The sequence below is a fragment of the Micromonospora ureilytica genome, assembly GCF_015751765.1.
Taxonomy (GTDB): domain Bacteria; phylum Actinomycetota; class Actinomycetes; order Mycobacteriales; family Micromonosporaceae; genus Micromonospora; species Micromonospora ureilytica.
This window is the reverse complement of the sequence record NZ_JADOTX010000001.1, coordinates 6,105,121-6,120,731: the sequence shown is the minus strand read 5'-3', so window position 1 is coordinate 6,120,731 and position 15,611 is coordinate 6,105,121. Positions and strand designations below refer to the sequence as shown.

The following is a 15,611-nucleotide window of genomic DNA, read 5'->3' as shown; positions in this document are numbered from 1 at the left end:
CGCCGGCGAATGACTCGTTTGTGACATCAGCTCCAAAGGGCCGCACCAACGGACTCCCCTCCCCGGCGCTCAGGTGGCTCAGTTCTCGGAACTGGCTCGCCGAGCAAGCGCGGACAGGCCGAAGGGGGCCTGCGTCGAGCGCAGGCCCCCTTCGGGTACGCCGATCACGGCTCGAACTTGTAGCCCAGACCCCGGACGGTCACGATGAAGCGCGGCGCTGACGGCTCCGGCTCGATCTTGGAGCGCAGCCGCTTGACGTGCACGTCCAGCGTCTTGGTGTCACCGACGTAGTCGGCGCCCCAGACCCGGTCGATGAGCTGGCCGCGGGTGAGCACCCGGCCAGCATTGCGCAGCAGCAGCTCCAGCAGTTCGAATTCCTTCAGCGGCAGCTGCACGGCCCCGCCGTCGACGGTCACCACGTGCCGCTCGATGTCCATCCGCACCGGGCCGGCGGCCAGCGTCGGCGCGCCGGCCTCAGCCACCTCCGGGCTCTGCCGGCGCAGCACCGCCCGGATCCGGGCGACCAGTTCCCGCGGCGAGTACGGCTTCGTGACGTAGTCGTCGGCGCCGATCTCCAGCCCGACCACCTTGTCGATCTCGCTGTCCCGGGCGGTGACCATGATGATCGGCACGGCGGAGCGCTGCCGCAACTGCCGGCAGACCTCGGTCCCCGACATCTCGGGCAACATCAGGTCGAGCAGCACGATGTCGGCGCCGGTCCGGTCGAACTCGGTGAGGGCGTCGGTGCCGGTCGCGGCGACCGAAACCTCAAAGCCCTCCTTACGGAGCATGTACGACAAGGCGTCGGAGAACGACTCCTCGTCCTCGACCACGAGAACGCGGCTCAACGGGGATTTCCTTTCCATTTGCTGTCAGACCTGCCGTAGCCCAGCCGGACCGGACTCGATCCCAACCGGCGGCAGTGTCGCCAGGAGGTCATCCGGTGGACTGGCGGGCAGCCGGAGGGTGAACGTCGATCCACCACCAAGAGTGCTCGACACCTCGACCCGTCCGCCATGGTTGCTCGCAATGTGTTTCACGATCGCCAGGCCGAGCCCGGTGCCGCCGGTGGCACGCGAGCGGGCCTGGTCGGCCCGGTAGAACCGCTCGAAGATCCGGTCCACGTCGGTGGGGGCGATACCGATGCCCTGGTCGGAGACGGCGACCTCGACGTGCTCGTCGTCGCCGCGGAGGGTCACCCGCACCGTGGTGTCCTCGCCCGAGTAGTTGATCGCGTTCTCCACGAGGTTCGCCACCGCCGTGGCGAGTTGAGAGTCGCTGCCGTACGCGGTGAGGCCGCGCGCCCCGTCCACGGTCACCGTGACACCCCGGGCGGAGGCTGTGGTGCGGGTCCGGTCGACCACCTCGGCGATCACCCAGTCCAGGGCGACCGGCTCCGGTGGTGGTTGCGGCTCAGCCCCCTGCAACCGGGTCAGCTCCAGCAACTCCTGCACCAGCCGACCCAACCGGGTCGACTCGTGCTGGATCCGTTCGGCGAACCGGCGGGCGGCCACCAGGTCCTCGGAGAGGTCGGGGGCTGCGGCGTCGGCCGGCTCGGTCGCGTCCAGCAACGCCTCGGCGAGCAGTTGCAGGGCCCCGATCGGGGTCTTCAGCTCGTGGCTCACGTTGGCCACGAAGTCGCGTCGTACCCGGGTCAGCCGGTGCGACTCGGTCACGTCGACCGCCTCGACCGCGACGAAGCCGTTGCCGAGACCCATCGCCCGCAGGTGCACGCCGAGCGGGTTCTCCCCCGCGCTGTCGCGACCCCGAGGCAGGTCCAGCTCGATCTCGCGCCGCACGCCGGTGCGTCGCACCTGGCCGGCAAGGGTACGGATCAGGGGGTGCGCGGCGATCGAGCCGGGGGTGCTGCCGGTGCGCAGGAGCCCCATCGCGCGGGCGGCCGGGTTGATCAGCACGGGGACGTCGTCGTTGTCCAGGACCACGACACCGGCCCGGAGTGAGTCGATCGTCCTGCGGCCGAGCCCGGCCTGCTGCTCGTCGGCGATCGCGGGCCTCCCCCTGCTCCAGCGGAAGCTGACGCTCCCCGTCGACGTGGAGCGACCGTCCCGCCTCGGCAGGAATCGGGGCAGCAGCAGACCGGCGGCCATCCCGGCCACCAATGCCAGGGCCACCACGACCGCCACTGCCCACTCCACCCGGCGATCGTAGGGTCATTGTTAACCTGGCTACCACACAGAACGGGACGAACTACCCTCACTTACGGAAGTGTTCACCCCCACGTCTGGCGTCGTTCACCGTGGTTCATCCGGCATCCGTCCGCGCGCCCTACCGTTGGCGTCGCACCTGCTCAACCCCCTGCGCCGGCACCCGTCGGCGGCGACCGACCACAGGACGTGATGATGCGCGACGAGTTCCGGGCCGACCTCCAGATCGTCAGCCAACTGCTGGTGGACATGGCGGAGGGCGTCCGCGCCGCCATGCGCCAGGCCACCCGGGCCCTGCTCACCGCCGACCGGCAGGCCGCCGAGACGGTCATCGAGCGGGACGCCGAGATCGACGACCTCTACCGGCACGTCGAGGAGCGGGTCTGCGACCTGCTCGCCCGACAGGCGCCGGTCGCCTCCGACCTCCGGGCGATGATCACCGCGCTGCACGTGGCCGCTGATCTGGAGCGGATGGGCGACCTCGCCGAGCACGTGGCGAAGACCGCGCTGCGCCGGCACCCCTCCCCCGCCGTCCCGGCCGAGCTGCGGACGGTCTTCACCGAGATGTCCGAGATCGCCGACCGGATGGCCGTGAAGATCGGTTCGGTGCTGGCGAAGCCCGACGCCGACCTCGCCGGCGAACTGGACCGCGACGACGACGCCATGGACGAGCTGCACAAGAACCTGTTCGCGGTGCTGCTCGGCGACGACTGGCCGTACGGGGTGGAGACGGCGATCGACGCCACCCTGCTGGGCCGCTTCTACGAGCGCTTCGCCGACCACGCGGTCAACGCCGGCGAGCACGTGATCTACCTGATCACCGGGGAGAGCGCGCCCAGCAGCAACTGACCGGCATGGAAGGGGCCCCTCGCCATCGCTGTCCGCGATGACGAGGGGCCCCTTCGCTGGTCGCTCAGCGACCCTGGTTGGCCACCGCGGCGGCGGCTGCCTTCGCAGCGGTCGGGTCGAGGTAGGTGCCGCCCAGGGTGAGCGGGCGCAGCTGCGGGTCGAGGTCGTAGCGCAACGGGATGCCCGTCGGGATGTTCAGCTTGGCGATCGCCTCGTCGGAGATCTGGTCGAGGTGCTTGACGAGGGCCCGCAGCGAGTTGCCGTGCGCGGCCACCAGCACCGTCCGGCCGGCCAGGATGTCCGGCACGATCGAGTCGTACCAGTAGGGCAGCATCCGGTCGACGACGTCCTTGAGGCACTCGGTGCGCGGCATCAGCTCGGTCGGCAGCAGCGCGTAGCGCGGGTCACCCACCTGCGACCACTCGTCGTTGTCGTCGATCGGCGGCGGTGGCGTGTCGTACGACCGGCGCCAGAGCATGAACTGCTCCTCGCCGTACTCGTCGAGGGTCTGCTTCTTGTTCTTGCCCTGCAGGGCGCCGTAGTGGCGCTCGTTGAGCCGCCACGACCGGCGCACGGCGATCCAGTGCCGGTCGGCGGCGTTGAGCGCCAGCTCGGCGGTGCGGATCGCACGGCGCATCACGCTGGTGTGCACGACGTCCGGCAGCAGGCTGTGCTCGCGCATCAACTCGCCGCCGCGCCGCGCCTCGCCCTCGCCCTTCTCGGTCAGGTCGACGTCCACCCAGCCGGTGAAGAGGTTCTTGGCATTCCAGTCGCTCTCACCGTGTCGCAGCAGGACCAGCGTCCCGACGGTGGGCCCTTCGCTCGCAGTCATGCGGATCATCCTGCCTCAACCGCCCGGCGGACACGCGGGCAGCCGTCGTGACGACCACCACGTGAAAAAGCTGATGACCAGCGAATCCGACCGCCACTAGGGTCGTAAGGCACGCCAGTCAGATCGGTCATTACTTGCAAGCGGGGGCGCCATATGCGGACGATGCGGAGTTGGTTCCGGGACACCACCGGCGGCTTACCGACCACTTTCTGGTACCTGTGGTCAGGGACCCTGATCAACCGACTCGGCTCGTTCGTCCTCGTCTTCCTCGCCATCTACCTGACCCAGGAACGTGGCTTCTCGGCCTCGCAGGCCGGCCTGGTGATCGGCCTCTGGGGCGTCGGCGGGGCGTTCGGCACGACCGCCGGCGGCACCCTCGCGGACCGGTGGGGTCGCCGGCCGACGCTGCTCACCGCTCACGTGGGCGCGGCGGCCATGATGCTCGGGCTCGGGCTGGCCCGGGATCTCTGGGCGGTGGCGCTGGGCGCGCTGCTGCTCGGCGCCTTCGCCGAGGCGGCCCGGCCCGCGTTCGGGGCGATGATGATCGACGTGGTGCCGGCGAAGGACCGGCTGCGCGCCTTCTCGCTCAACTACTGGGCGATCAACCTGGGCTTCGCCTGCGCCGCCGTCCTCGCCGGCCTCGCCGCACAGGCCGACTACCTGCTGCTGTTCGTGGTCGACGCGGCCACCATGCTGATCACCGCGCTGATCATCTTCAGCAAGGTGCCGGAGACCCGACAGGCCGGCCCCGCCACCGCCGGCACGGTAGCGACGGCTCCGCGCGGCGCCCTGCGCACGATCCTCAGCGACCGGGTCTACCTCGGCTTCGTGGCCCTCAACCTGTTCGCCGCGCTGGTGTTCCTCCAGCACATCTCGATGCTGCCGATCGCGATGGGCGACGACGGTCTGAGCCCCGCCACCTACGGCTCGGTGATCGCGCTCAACGGCATCCTCATCGTGGTCGGCCAACTCTTCGTGCCCCGACTGATCCGGGGTCGGAGCCGCTCGCACGTGCTCGCGCTCGCGTCCGTGGTGATGGGCGTGGGGTTCGGGCTGACTGCGTTCGCCAGCACCGCCTGGTTCTACGGGCTGACCGTGCTGATCTGGACGGTCGGCGAGATGCTGAACTCGCCGTCCAACTCCACACTGATCGCCGAACTGTCCCCGGCCGAGGTGCGCGGTCGCTACCAGGGCGTGTTCTCCCTCTCGTGGCAGATCGCCGGGGCCAGCGCGCCGATCCTCGGTGGCCTGGTGCGCGAGCACGCCGGCAACGACACCCTCTGGTACGGCTGCGCCGCGCTCGGCCTCCTGACCGCTGTGGCCCACCTCGTGTCCGGGCCGGCCCGGGAGCGGCGTGCGGCAGCGCTGCGCCGCTCCGGCGAGGCGCTGGCACCTGTCACCACCACCCGGGCGCCGCAGCCCGCCGAGGCGTAACGACTGGCGCGGCGGTGCCGGAGTTCCTACTGTTCGGTGGAAACAGTTAACAACCTGAACTGTCGGGAGGTCGGGTGCACGCCCTGCGGCGCTGGTGGCACGACACCGCAGGCGGGCTCCCCGCCACCTTCTGGTACCTCTGGGCCGGCCTGCTGATCAACCGGGCCGGCGCGTTCGCCATGCTGTTCCTCTCGCTGTACCTCACCGACGTACGCGGCGCGAGCGAAGGGCTGGCCGGCACCGTGGTCGGCGCGTACGGGGCCGGCGGGGCCGCCGGCGTACTGCTCGGCGGGGTGCTCGCCGACCGGTGGGGCCGCCGGGCGACACTGCTCGCCGCGCACCTGGCCACCGTCGGTCTGATGGTGGCGCTCGCCTTCACGCGGCCCCTGCTGCTGATCGCTGTGCTCTCCGCGCTGATCGGCGTGGTCCACTCGATGCCCAGCCCCGCGTTCGTGGCGGCGATCGTCGACGTGGTGCCCGCCGAGCGCCGCTCACGCGCGTTCAACCTTCAGTTCTGGGCGTTCAACCTGGGCATGGCGGTCGCCTCGCTGCTCGCCGGGGTCCTGGCCGAGGCGAGCTTCACGGCACTGTTCCTGGTCGACGCGGGCGCCACCCTGACCGCCGCCGCGGTGATCGGCTGGAAGGTGCCGGAAACCCTGCGGCTGGCCCGGCCGGCGGCCGACCTCCCGCCTGCCACCCGCCCGCCGAGGTCCGTCCGGGTAGCCCGCCGGCCAGGACTGCACACCGCACTCACCGACCGCACCTTCCTGGTCTTCGTCGGGCTCACCTTCGTGCTGGCCGTACTCACCATGCAGACGTCGACGATCATGCCGCTGGCCATGCGCGCGGACGGCCTGGGTCCATCGGCGTACGGGCTGGTGGTCGCGCTCGGCGGCGCGCTGATCGTGGTGGGGCAGCTGTTCGTGCCCCGGCTGATCGACAGGCACCGCAAGGACGTCGTACTGGCCGCCTCCACCGCGCTGCTCGCCCTCGGCTTCGGGGCGCTCGCCATCGCCGACGAACTGGCCATCTACCTCGGTGCCGCAGTGGTCTGGACGGTCGGCTCGATGCTCGCCGCCCCGCCCAACGCGCAGATCAACGCGGACCTGGCACCACCGCAGCTCCGGGCGCGCTACCAGTCGGTCTTCTACCTGACGTTCCCGGCCGCGGCGTTCGTCGCGCCCACCCTCGGCGGGGTGAGCCTCCAGCACCTCGGCGACCGGCACTGGCTGATCGTGGGCGGGCTGGGTCTGCTGGCCGCGCTCGGGCACCTGCTCGCCGGACCATCCCGGGAACGGCACGTCGCCGCGCTGCGCCGGGTCGCCAACCCGGAGCCGAAAACCCCGGCAGACCGCGTACCGACCGGATAACCCACGCAAAGCGCCCACCACGTCCCTGAGGTCGTGGTGGGCGCCCGCCGGTGGGGCCGGCGGCGGCGGGCAACACTCACCCCCGTAAGCATCGCCCGCTCACGCCGCCGGTCCTAACAGGTGGGCACCGTCCCCCAACGGTTAATCCACCCGTCCCCTCGCGCCTCGTCTGGTGCGCGGATCTGATCGATCCGCCGCTCCCCCGAACGTTTCCAAACGTGGCGCGGTGCAATAAAGCTAGTTCGCCCGGATTCTGGATTCAACCCAGAACGGCTGTCTCGCCCGTCACAACTGGTGAGTATCCGCTGCTCCGGCCTCGTCCGTTGGCAACAGCCGACTACCCGTCGGCCATTCCCGCAAACACGTCAACCGTCTTCCCGATCGGGTGACTCGGTCCGGAAGAAGTTGCTCTGCCGGCCGCTCCGCAACTGCTCCTGATAAATCAGGTTCAGTCGGCGCAGGTCAAACGTGTAAAACCACTCATCCCAGGTGATCTCACGGATCCGGCCGCTTTCCCGGTATCCGGGAATGTTGAAGGTCAACACACCCGCCCGGCCATCCCGCTCGGTGCCGGCGATGGTCGCCGGCTTCGCCCCGCGCTCCCGGGCCCAACGCTGGATCACCTCGTGGTTCGCCGTGATCAGACTCCGCCCCGGCCGCTCCGGTCGGTCCATGGGCGACGAGATCACCTGTGAACTGCGGACCGACCGACCGGTGCCCCGTCCGGTCCGGATGCCGCCGGCCGTCGTCCCGCCACCTGTCGACGGCGTCAGCGTGCGCTTGGCCGGCGCGCGCTTGGCCGCCGCCGTGCGCTTCGCGGTCGCGCTCTTGGCCGGAGCCGTGCGCTTCGCCGCCGTCGTGCGCTTGGCGGTCGCGCTCTTGGCCGCCGTCGCGCGCTTCGCCGCCGGGCGGGCCGGTGCCTTCTTCGCCGGCGCCTTCCGCGCGGGCGCCGTACGCGCGGTCGCCGTCTTACGGGCTGCCGTGGTCTTCCGCGCCGCCGTCGTCTTCTTCGCGGCGGTCGCCTTCTTCGCCGGCGCCCTCTTCACCGCCGCCGTCGACTTCCGCGTGGCGGCCGCCTTCGTCGCGGCAGCCCGCTTCGCGGGCGCGCTCTTGTTCGCCGGCGCTGCCTTCGCGCGGCTCGCTGCCGGCCTGGCCGCCGACTTCTTGGTGGCGGCGGCACGACCCGCCGACGCCCGACTGCCGGTGGCCCGGCCCGACGGGCCGGTGCTGCTCCGACCCGCGCCGGCCCGCATCGAGCGCACCAACTGTTTCACCAGGTCGGGCTTGCGCAGTGCGGAGATCCCGGAGACCCCGCGTTTGCGCAACTGCCCGCGGATGTCGTCCACCCGCATCCGGGAGATCTCCGACTCGGAGACTCCGGGTGTACCCGGCGTCTGGTTGCCGGCCTGTCGCTTCGTCCTGGTCGCAGTCGCGCCGCGACCTGAGCTGTTCCGCTGAGCCATGGGACGCTCCGCTCCTTGGCACTCCGTCATCGGCGCGCGGGGGTCCCTTGCCGCACCGCGCGGTGCGGCATACCCCTCAGGAGCACTCCGAACCACAGTCAACTCGCCATGGTGGTGCGGGACCCGGAATCGAGTGGCTGCGTCAGGCTGGATCGGGGCCGGAGCCGGAGCCGGAGGGCTCGAAGAGGTGGGCGAAGGCGGCCAGGTTGGCTGTCGACTCGCCCCGCTTGACCCGCCACTCGTACTCGCGCCGGATCGAACTGCCGAACCCGATCTCCAGCATCGTGTCGAACGACTCGTCGGCGTACGTGAGCACGGCGCCGAAGAGTCGGTCCAACTCGTCGGCGTCCACGCCGGCCGGGTTGACCCGACCGGTCAGGTACACGTCACCGACCGCGTCGGTGGAGAAGGAGACGCCGTACATCCGGGCGTTGCGCTGCAACAGCCAGGCCCACAGCTCCTCGCGGCGCTCGTCCGGTTGGCGCATCACGAACGCCTCGACCCGCAGCGCGTGCTCGCCGATGATCAGGTTGCAGATCGTCTTGAGCTTGTGGGTGCCCGGCAGCGTCACCGCGTACGAGCCGGGGCCGGTCGCCTCCCAGGCCAGGTCCCGCTCGGCGCAGACCGACTCGATCAGGGTCGCAAGATCGCTCTTCGGGCTCACCGGACCCACTCTACGACCGACCCGGCCCGCGCACCGGGTGGCGACCTACGCCCGGGGTCACCAGGAGCAGGAGAGCGCCGGATCGCATGCCAGGTCGGCCGCGAGCCGGGCACGGTGCGCGGCGATCGCCTCGCCGTAGACCCCGAGCAGACCGGCGACCGTACGGTCCCAGGAGAAGTGCCGTGCGTGCTGCTCGGCACCTCGGGCGAGCACCGACCGGAGTGCCCGGTTCGGCAGCAGGTTGCCCAGCGCACGGGCCCAGTCGACCGGGTCGTGCCCGTCGATGAGTACGCCGCTGACCTGATCCCGGACGGCGGTGACCAGCCCTCCGACGGCGGCGGCCAGCACCGGCGTACCGCACGCCTGCGCCTCCAGGGCGACCAGCCCGAACGATTCGTTGTGCGACGGCACCGCGACCAGATCCGCCGCCCGGTACAGGGCCGGGAGGTCGTCCCCGGTGAGCGGTGGCAGGAACCGCACCCCGTCGGTGACCCCGAGCTTGGCGGCCAACTCGATCAGGGCGGTCGGCCGGTCCAGCCCACTGCCGCTGGGCCCACCGCAGATCACCACTGTCACCTGGTCAGACAGCGCCGGGTCGCGCTCCCGCAACGCGGCGATCGCGCGGATCAGCACGTCGGGGGCCTTGAGCGGCTGGATCCGACCGACGAAGGCAACCACGTACCCGTCGACTGGAAGCCCCAGCCGGCGACGGGCCTGGCGGGCGGCCGCGGACCTGTCGCCCGGCGCGGGTCGGAACCGGGCCAGGTCGACGCCCGGCTGCACGACGGACACCCGGGTCGGGTCGGCGTCGTAGCGGTCGAGCAGGTCACTGGCCTCGAACCGGGTGTTGGCGACCAGCCGGTCCGCCTCGGCGACGACCTGCTCCTCGCCGATGACCCGGGCCTTGGGCTCCGGCCGGTCACCGGCCGCGAGCTGGGCATTCTTGACCTTGGCAAGGGTGTGCGCGGTGTGCACCAGCGGCACCCCCCAGCGCTCCTTGGCCAACCAGCCGACCTGCCCGGAGAGCCAGTAGTGGGAGTGGATCAGGTCGTAGTGGCCGGGCGGACGGGACGCCTCCGCACGCAGCACCCCCGCCGTGAAGGCGCAGAGCTGACCTGGCAACTCTTCCTTGGTGAGACCCTCCAGGGGCCCGGAGGTGATGTGTCGGACCTGCACGCCGGGCGCCATCTCGACCACCGGGGGGAGGTCACCGGAGGTGGCCCGGGTGAAGATCTCCACCTCCACGTTGGCCTCGGCGAGACGCCTGGCGACTTCGAGGATGTAGACGTTCATTCCGCCGGCATCGCCCGTGCCGGGCTGGTGCAGGGGTGAGGTGTGCACCGACAGGGTGGCGATGCGGCGCGGTCGGGGCCACGGTTGGGCACCTCGCTGACGCCCGACACCGGTGTGCATTTCCGCCACATCCGCTCCTTCGTCACGGTTGATGCCGTCTCGCACGACCGGCGCTTCTCGGTCAACCTGTACGCCGGATGTCATCTTCCCCATCGGGCTTCGGAAATTCCCCGGCGCGGCCCCTCGGGGTGACGGACCTCATCACCGAACACCGCCAATGGCTGCCGTACGCCCGGTCGGGGCGGGTCATACGCCCGGGGTGACAATGTCGGGATGACCTCAGTCGCCATCGTCACCGGAGCGTCCAGCGGGATCGGCGCGGCCACCGCCCGCCGGCTCGCCGCCGAGGGCTTCCACGTGCTCGCCGCCGCCCGCCGCGCCGAACGGCTCACCGACCTGGTCGCCGAGATCGCCGCCGCCGGCGGGCAGGCCACCGCGGTCACCTGCGACATCACCTCGGACGAGTCGGTGGCCGGGCTGGCCGACGCCGCCGCCCAGGCACCCGGACCGGTCACCCTCCTGGTCAACAACGCCGGCGGCGCGCGAGGGCTGGACCCGGTGGAGTCCGGTTCGATCGCCGACTGGCAGTGGATGTACGACGTGAACGTACTCGGCACCCTACGGGTCACCCAGGCGCTGCTGCCGGCGCTGGAGGCCTCCGGTTCCGGCACCATCGTGGTGGTCTCCTCCACCGCCGGCCTGACCGTCTACGAGGGCGGGGGCGGCTACACCGCCGCGAAGCACGCGCAGACCGCCATCGCCGGCACGCTCCGCCTGGAGCTGTGCGGCCGGCCGCTGCGGGTCATCGAGATCGACCCGGGCATGGTGAAGACCGACGAGTTCGGGCTGGTCCGCTTCGAGGGCGACGCGGAACGGGCGGCCGCCGTCTACGCCGGGGTGCCGGGGCCACTGGTCGCCGAGGACGTCGCCGACTGCATCGCCTGGTGCGCCACCCGCCCCGAGCACGTCAACATCGACCGGTTGGTGGTCCGGCCACGGGCACAGGCGGCCCAGCACAAGGTGCACCGGGTCTCCTAAGACCGTCGGGAATGGTGACATGAGCCCTGCTGCGCGGCGCCGGCCGGTCGGCGTGGTCACGCGCGGCACGACCAACCCGAACCGGCTCCGTCGGGTGGACAACTGGATCGTCGCCACCTGCGCCGACCGGCTGTTGGCGGCGGACGACCCCCTGGTGGTCGACCTCGGCTACGGCGCCACCCCGGTGACCGCTGTGGAGTTGCGCGCTCGGCTGGCGGCCGGGGTACGTCCGGACGTACGGCTGGTCGGGTTGGAGATCGACGCGGCCCGGGTGGCGGCTGCGGCATCGGCCGCCGACCCACCCGGGCTGACCTTCGCCCGAGGTGGGTTCGAGTTGGCCGGGCTCCGGCCGGTGCTGGTCCGCGCGTTCAACGTGCTGCGACAGTACGACGAGAGCGAGGTGGCCGAAGCCTGGCAGACGATGACCGCCGCGCTCGCCCCCGGTGGAGTGCTCGTCGAGGGCACGTGTGACGAGTTGGGGCGGCTCGCCAGCTGGCTGCTGATCGACGCCGACGGCCCCCGGACGCTGACCCTGGCCGCGAAGCTCACCACGCTGGGCAGCCCCGCTGAGCTGGCCGAGCGGCTACCCAAGGCGCTCATCCACCGCAACGTTCCGGGTGAGCCGGTGCACGCGCTGATCCACGCCCTGGACGACGCCTGGCAGGCCGCGGCCCCGTACGCCACCTTCGGCCCCCGCCAACGCTGGCTGCGAGCGGTGAGCCGCCTGCGCGAGACGGGCTGGCCCATCCTCAACAACCCCACCCGCTGGCGCCAGGGCGAACTAACCCTCCCCTGGCCGCTCCCCTGAACCCACCCCACCCTCACCCCGCCCACCCCGCGCGTCGATCTTGCACTTCCTGTCGACGATTCGCCCTTTTTGTGGCCGTTATGTCCCCGCAGAAACTGCAAGATCGCGGGGGCCGGCCCGGGCGGTTAGAGGGTGCAGTTGATGAGGACTGGTTCGGGGTGGAGGGTTACGCCGAAGCGGGCGTGGACCTGGTCGCGGATGGTGCGGGCCAGGGTCAGCAGGTCATCGGTGTGGGCGGTGCCGCTGCGGTTGGTCAGGGCCAGGGTGTGCTTGCTGGAGATGGCCACCCCACCCTCGCCGGGGTGGCCCTTGGCGAATCCGGCCTTGTCGATCAGCCAGGCGGCGCTGACCTTGACCAGGCCGTCCGCCCCGGGCCACGCGGGCGGGTCGCCCAGGTCCGCAGAGCGTTCCAGGAGCTGTTCGTACGTCGCTCTGTCGAGCACCGGATTGGTGAAGAAGGAGCCGACCGAGCGAGTGTCCGGGTCGTTGGCGTCGAGCACCATCCCCTTGCCCGCACGCAGCCGCAGCACCGCCGCTCGGGCGTCCGCCAGCGGCACCTGGTCGCCCACCTCGACATTGAGGGCCCGGGCCAGCTCCGCATAGCGCACCGGCCCGGAGAGCGGGGACCTGGTGAGCCGGAAGTCGACCGAGAGCACCACCCAGCGGTCCACGTACTTGAAGATGCTGCCCCGGTAGGTGAAGCCGCAGTCGGCGGCGGGGATGACCTGGCGGGTGCCCTCGACCCGGTCGTACACCTCGACGCCGGTGATCGTCTCGGCGACCTCCTGGCCGTACGCGCCGACGTTCTGGATCGGGGTGGCACCGGTCGAGCCGGGGATGCCGGACAGGCACTCCAGCCCGGACCAGCCGTTGGCGACGGTGGCGGCGACCAGGTCGTCCCACGGTTCGCCGGCGTCGACCCGTACGGTGACCGAGGAGGCGTCCTCGGCGATGACCCGCATCCCATGGGAGCGCACCAGGACGATGGTGCCGGGGAAGCCGGCGTCGCCGATCACCACGTTGCTGCCCCCGGCCAGGATCAGGACCGGCTCCGCTGCGGTCCGGACCGCCCGGACGATCTCGTCGGCACTGCCGGCGGCCACGATCCGCTCGGCCGGCCCACCCATCCGTAGGGTGGTGTGGTCGGCGAGTGGACCGGGGGTGGCACGATCGGCGTCGGTTGTCGGCTGGGCGGAGGCGTCTGACACGCCTTTCACCTTAGGCTGACAAGTAGCCGTGGCACCCACTGGTCGCCCGGCACCCCCGGGAGGATGGCGATGAGCAGACTGCAGGGCAGCAAGGATTTCTGGATCGGGGCGCTCCGGACGGAGGGTCCGGCTTTCGCGGCAGCGGTGAGCGAGGCGCCGCCGGAGGCACCGGTGCTGTCCTGTCCGGGCTGGACGGTCAACGACCTCACACTGCACATGGCCGGCATCTACCACTGGGTTTCGTCGTTCGCCGGTTCCGGCCAGACCAGCCAACCGCCCCGGCGGGAGAAGATCGAGGCCGACCCGGGCGTGAACGCGCTCCAGCTGTGGCAGCAGGGGTACGACCGGGTGATGGCCCTGTTCGATGGGCTCGACCCGGAGGCCCCGGCGTGGAACTGGGCCCCACAGCCGAAGAGGGCCGGTTTCTGGCCGCGTCGGATGGCGCACGAGACGGCTGTGCACCGCTGGGACGCCCAGCTCGCCATCGGGGCCGGTGACCCGGTGGAGGCGAAGCTCGCGGCCGACGGGGTGAGCGAGGTGCTGGACACCTGGCTGCCCGCGGGCCGGCGGCAGGTGCCGGGTGACTGGCACGGGGTGGTGCAGCTCTGTGCGACCGATGCGGCCCAGGAGTGGTATCTGCGGCTGCGCGGTGAGGGGGTGGCGCTGCTCGACACCGCGACCATCTTCGACCACGACGATCACCACGCCCGCGCTCAGGTCAGTGGCACCGCGAGCGACCTGCTGTTGGCGCTGTGGGGGCGGGTGAGTTTCGAGACGTTGGACGTCGTCGGCGACAGCACCCTGTTGGACGGTCTGCGCACCGGCTGACCGCCCACCACGAACGAGGGCGTCACCCCATCCGGGGTGGCGCCCTCGTTCGCGTCGGGGGACGAGACGGCGTTGGGGCACGAGACGGCGTCGGGGCACGAGACGGCGTCGGGGCACGAGACCGCAACGGTGAGAGAGCGCTCTCTTGACAGCGGGTTGGCGACCCACCACCCTGTCGTGAGAGCGCTCTCTTAGCCATCTGCCATCACCCGCCCGCCTTGAGAGAGGTCGATAACCAATGGCTGTCTTCCCGCGCCGCCGCCACGCCGCGGTGGCCCTCGCCGCCGCCGCCGCCCTGCTCGTCACCGCTGGCTGCGGCGGCGGCAACGAGCCGGGCGACGGAAAGATCACCCTGACCGTCGACGTCTTCGGCCAGTTCGGCTACGAGCAGCTCTACCAGGACTACATGGCCGCGAACCCCGACGTGAAGATCGTCGAGCGCGGCACCGGCACCAACCTCGACGAGTACTCGCCGAAGCTGACCCAGTGGCTCGCCGCCGGCCGAGGCGCCGGCGACGTGGTGGCCATCGAGGAGGGGCTGCTGGTCGAGTACAAGGCCAATCCGGCGAACTTCGTCAACCTGCTGGACCACGGCGCCGCCGACCTCAAGGGCAACTTCCTGGAGTGGAAGTGGAACGCCGGCCTGACCGCCGACGGCAAGCAGCTCATCGGCCTCGGGACCGACGTCGGCGGCATCGCCATCTGCTACCGCAAGGACCTCTTCGAGAAGGCCGGCCTGCCCACCGAGCGGGACGCCGTCTCCAAGCTCTGGCCCACCTGGCCGGACTACATCACCACCGGCGAGCGGTTCACCGCTGCGAAGACCGGCGCGTCCTTCCTCGACGGGGCGACCAACACCTTCAACACCATCCTGTTGCAGACCGCTGGGAACACGACCGGCTACAGCTACTACGACACCAGCGGCAACCTGGTCGTCGACAGCAACCCATCGGTACGGCAGGCGTGGGACACCACAATGGACATCATCGACTCGGGCCTGTCCGGAAAGTACGGCTCCTGGTCGGAGGAGTGGGTCTCCGCCTTCAAGCAGTCGAAGTTCGCCACCATCGCCTGCCCCGCCTGGATGACAGGCGTCATCGAGGCCAACGCCGGCACGGCCGCCCAGGGCAAGTGGGACATCGCCCGGGTACCCGGCAACGGCGGCAACTGGGGTGGATCGCACCTCGCCGTGCCCAAGCAGAGCAAGCACCAGGCCGAGGCGATCGAGCTGGCCAAGTTCCTGACCAGCGCCAAGGGGCAGATCGGGGCGTTCAAGGCCAAGGGGCCGCTGCCCTCCTCGCCGCAGGCGCTCGACGACCCGGCGATCACCGGCGCGACCAACGCGTACTTCTCGGGGGCACCGGTCGGCGCCATCTTCGGCACCGGCGCGAAGAGCTTGAAGCCGGTCTACATGGGCCCGAAGAACCAGGCCGTACGGACCGAGGTGGAGAACGCCGTACGGACCGTGGAGCTGGGCCAGCGCAGCCCCGCGCAGGGCTGGACCGACGCGGTGTCCAACGCGAAGAAGGCCGCCGCCAAGTAGCCCAACCAGCGTGCGGGCGGGCTCCGAGGACCGGAGTCCCGCCCGCACGGCGGAAA

Annotated in this window: 14 protein-coding genes; 7 read left to right on the top strand and 7 right to left on the bottom strand. The window is 71.0% G+C overall.

All coding sequences use genetic code 11. The annotated features are described in order from the left end of the window. Positions 1-164: 164 nt before the first annotated feature. Entirely contained in the window at positions 165-848 is a 684-nt protein-coding gene (locus tag IW248_RS28045; RefSeq protein ID WP_030329696.1) for a response regulator, read from the bottom strand. A gap of 24 nt (positions 849-872) precedes the next feature. Further along, a complete protein-coding gene (locus tag IW248_RS28040; protein WP_196929348.1) occupies positions 873-2,156 on the bottom strand; it encodes a sensor histidine kinase in 1,284 nt (427 codons plus the stop codon). A 204-nt stretch (positions 2,157-2,360) separates the two neighbouring features. Between IW248_RS28040 and phoU the strand changes: the two genes are divergently transcribed. Then, positions 2,361-3,014, top strand: coding sequence for a phosphate signaling complex protein PhoU (gene phoU, locus IW248_RS28035; protein WP_091403559.1), 654 nt, complete (start codon positions 2,361-2,363; stop codon positions 3,012-3,014). Between the two features lie 64 nt (positions 3,015-3,078). On the opposite strand, the gene IW248_RS28030 is transcribed toward phoU, so the two are convergent. Further along, positions 3,079-3,846 (bottom strand): phosphoglyceromutase, encoded by a 768-nt coding sequence (locus tag IW248_RS28030; RefSeq protein WP_091403562.1) that lies wholly within the window; start codon positions 3,844-3,846, stop codon positions 3,079-3,081. Positions 3,847-3,999: 153 nt separating this feature from the next. On the opposite strand from IW248_RS28030, the gene IW248_RS28025 reads away from it, so the two are divergent. Both IW248_RS28025 and IW248_RS28020 read left to right on the top strand, forming a co-directional pair. Beyond that, positions 4,000-5,280, top strand: coding sequence for an MDR family MFS transporter (locus tag IW248_RS28025; protein WP_196929347.1), 1,281 nt, complete (start codon positions 4,000-4,002; stop codon positions 5,278-5,280). 74 nt (positions 5,281-5,354) lie between these two features. Then, positions 5,355-6,650 carry an MFS transporter gene (locus IW248_RS28020; protein WP_196929346.1) on the top strand — a complete coding sequence of 432 codons (1,296 nt, stop codon included), beginning with the start codon at positions 5,355-5,357 and terminating at the stop codon, positions 6,648-6,650. Positions 6,651-7,015: 365 nt separating this feature from the next. On the opposite strand, the gene IW248_RS33935 is transcribed toward IW248_RS28020, so the two are convergent. The 3 genes from IW248_RS33935 to mshA form a co-directional block, all read right to left on the bottom strand. Further along, entirely contained in the window at positions 7,016-7,903 is an 888-nt protein-coding gene (locus IW248_RS33935) for a hypothetical protein (protein WP_196930393.1), read from the bottom strand. A gap of 352 nt (positions 7,904-8,255) precedes the next feature. After that, positions 8,256-8,777, bottom strand: a complete 522-nt coding sequence (locus IW248_RS28010; RefSeq protein WP_196929345.1) for a type III secretion system chaperone family protein — start codon at positions 8,775-8,777, stop codon at positions 8,256-8,258. Between the two features lie 57 nt (positions 8,778-8,834). Continuing rightward, positions 8,835-10,199 (bottom strand): D-inositol-3-phosphate glycosyltransferase, encoded by a 1,365-nt coding sequence (mshA, locus tag IW248_RS28005; protein ID WP_196929344.1) that lies wholly within the window; start codon positions 10,197-10,199, stop codon positions 8,835-8,837. 204 nt (positions 10,200-10,403) lie between these two features. Between mshA and IW248_RS28000 the strand changes: the two genes are divergently transcribed. Together IW248_RS28000 and IW248_RS27995 are read left to right on the top strand one after the other, a co-directional pair. Next, entirely contained in the window at positions 10,404-11,168 is a 765-nt protein-coding gene (locus tag IW248_RS28000) for an SDR family oxidoreductase (RefSeq protein ID WP_196929343.1), read from the top strand. A 19-nt stretch (positions 11,169-11,187) separates the two neighbouring features. Next, on the top strand, positions 11,188-11,976 hold the full coding sequence (locus IW248_RS27995; protein ID WP_196929342.1) for a class I SAM-dependent methyltransferase: 789 nt from the start codon (positions 11,188-11,190) through the stop codon (positions 11,974-11,976). Positions 11,977-12,101: 125 nt separating this feature from the next. Here the strand turns inward: IW248_RS27995 and IW248_RS27990 are convergent, their stop codons facing one another. Beyond that, positions 12,102-13,184: a UDP-N-acetylmuramate dehydrogenase gene (locus IW248_RS27990; RefSeq protein ID WP_196929340.1), complete on the bottom strand. Its 1,083-nt coding sequence runs from the start codon at positions 13,182-13,184 to the stop codon at positions 12,102-12,104. A gap of 69 nt (positions 13,185-13,253) precedes the next feature. Between IW248_RS27990 and IW248_RS27985 the strand changes: the two genes are divergently transcribed. Then, a complete protein-coding gene (locus IW248_RS27985) occupies positions 13,254-14,012 on the top strand; it encodes a maleylpyruvate isomerase family mycothiol-dependent enzyme (RefSeq protein ID WP_196929339.1) in 759 nt (252 codons plus the stop codon). Positions 14,013-14,250: 238 nt separating this feature from the next. Further along, entirely contained in the window at positions 14,251-15,555 is a 1,305-nt protein-coding gene (locus tag IW248_RS27980) for an ABC transporter substrate-binding protein (protein ID WP_196929337.1), read from the top strand. The last annotated feature ends 56 nt before the right edge of the window (positions 15,556-15,611 follow it).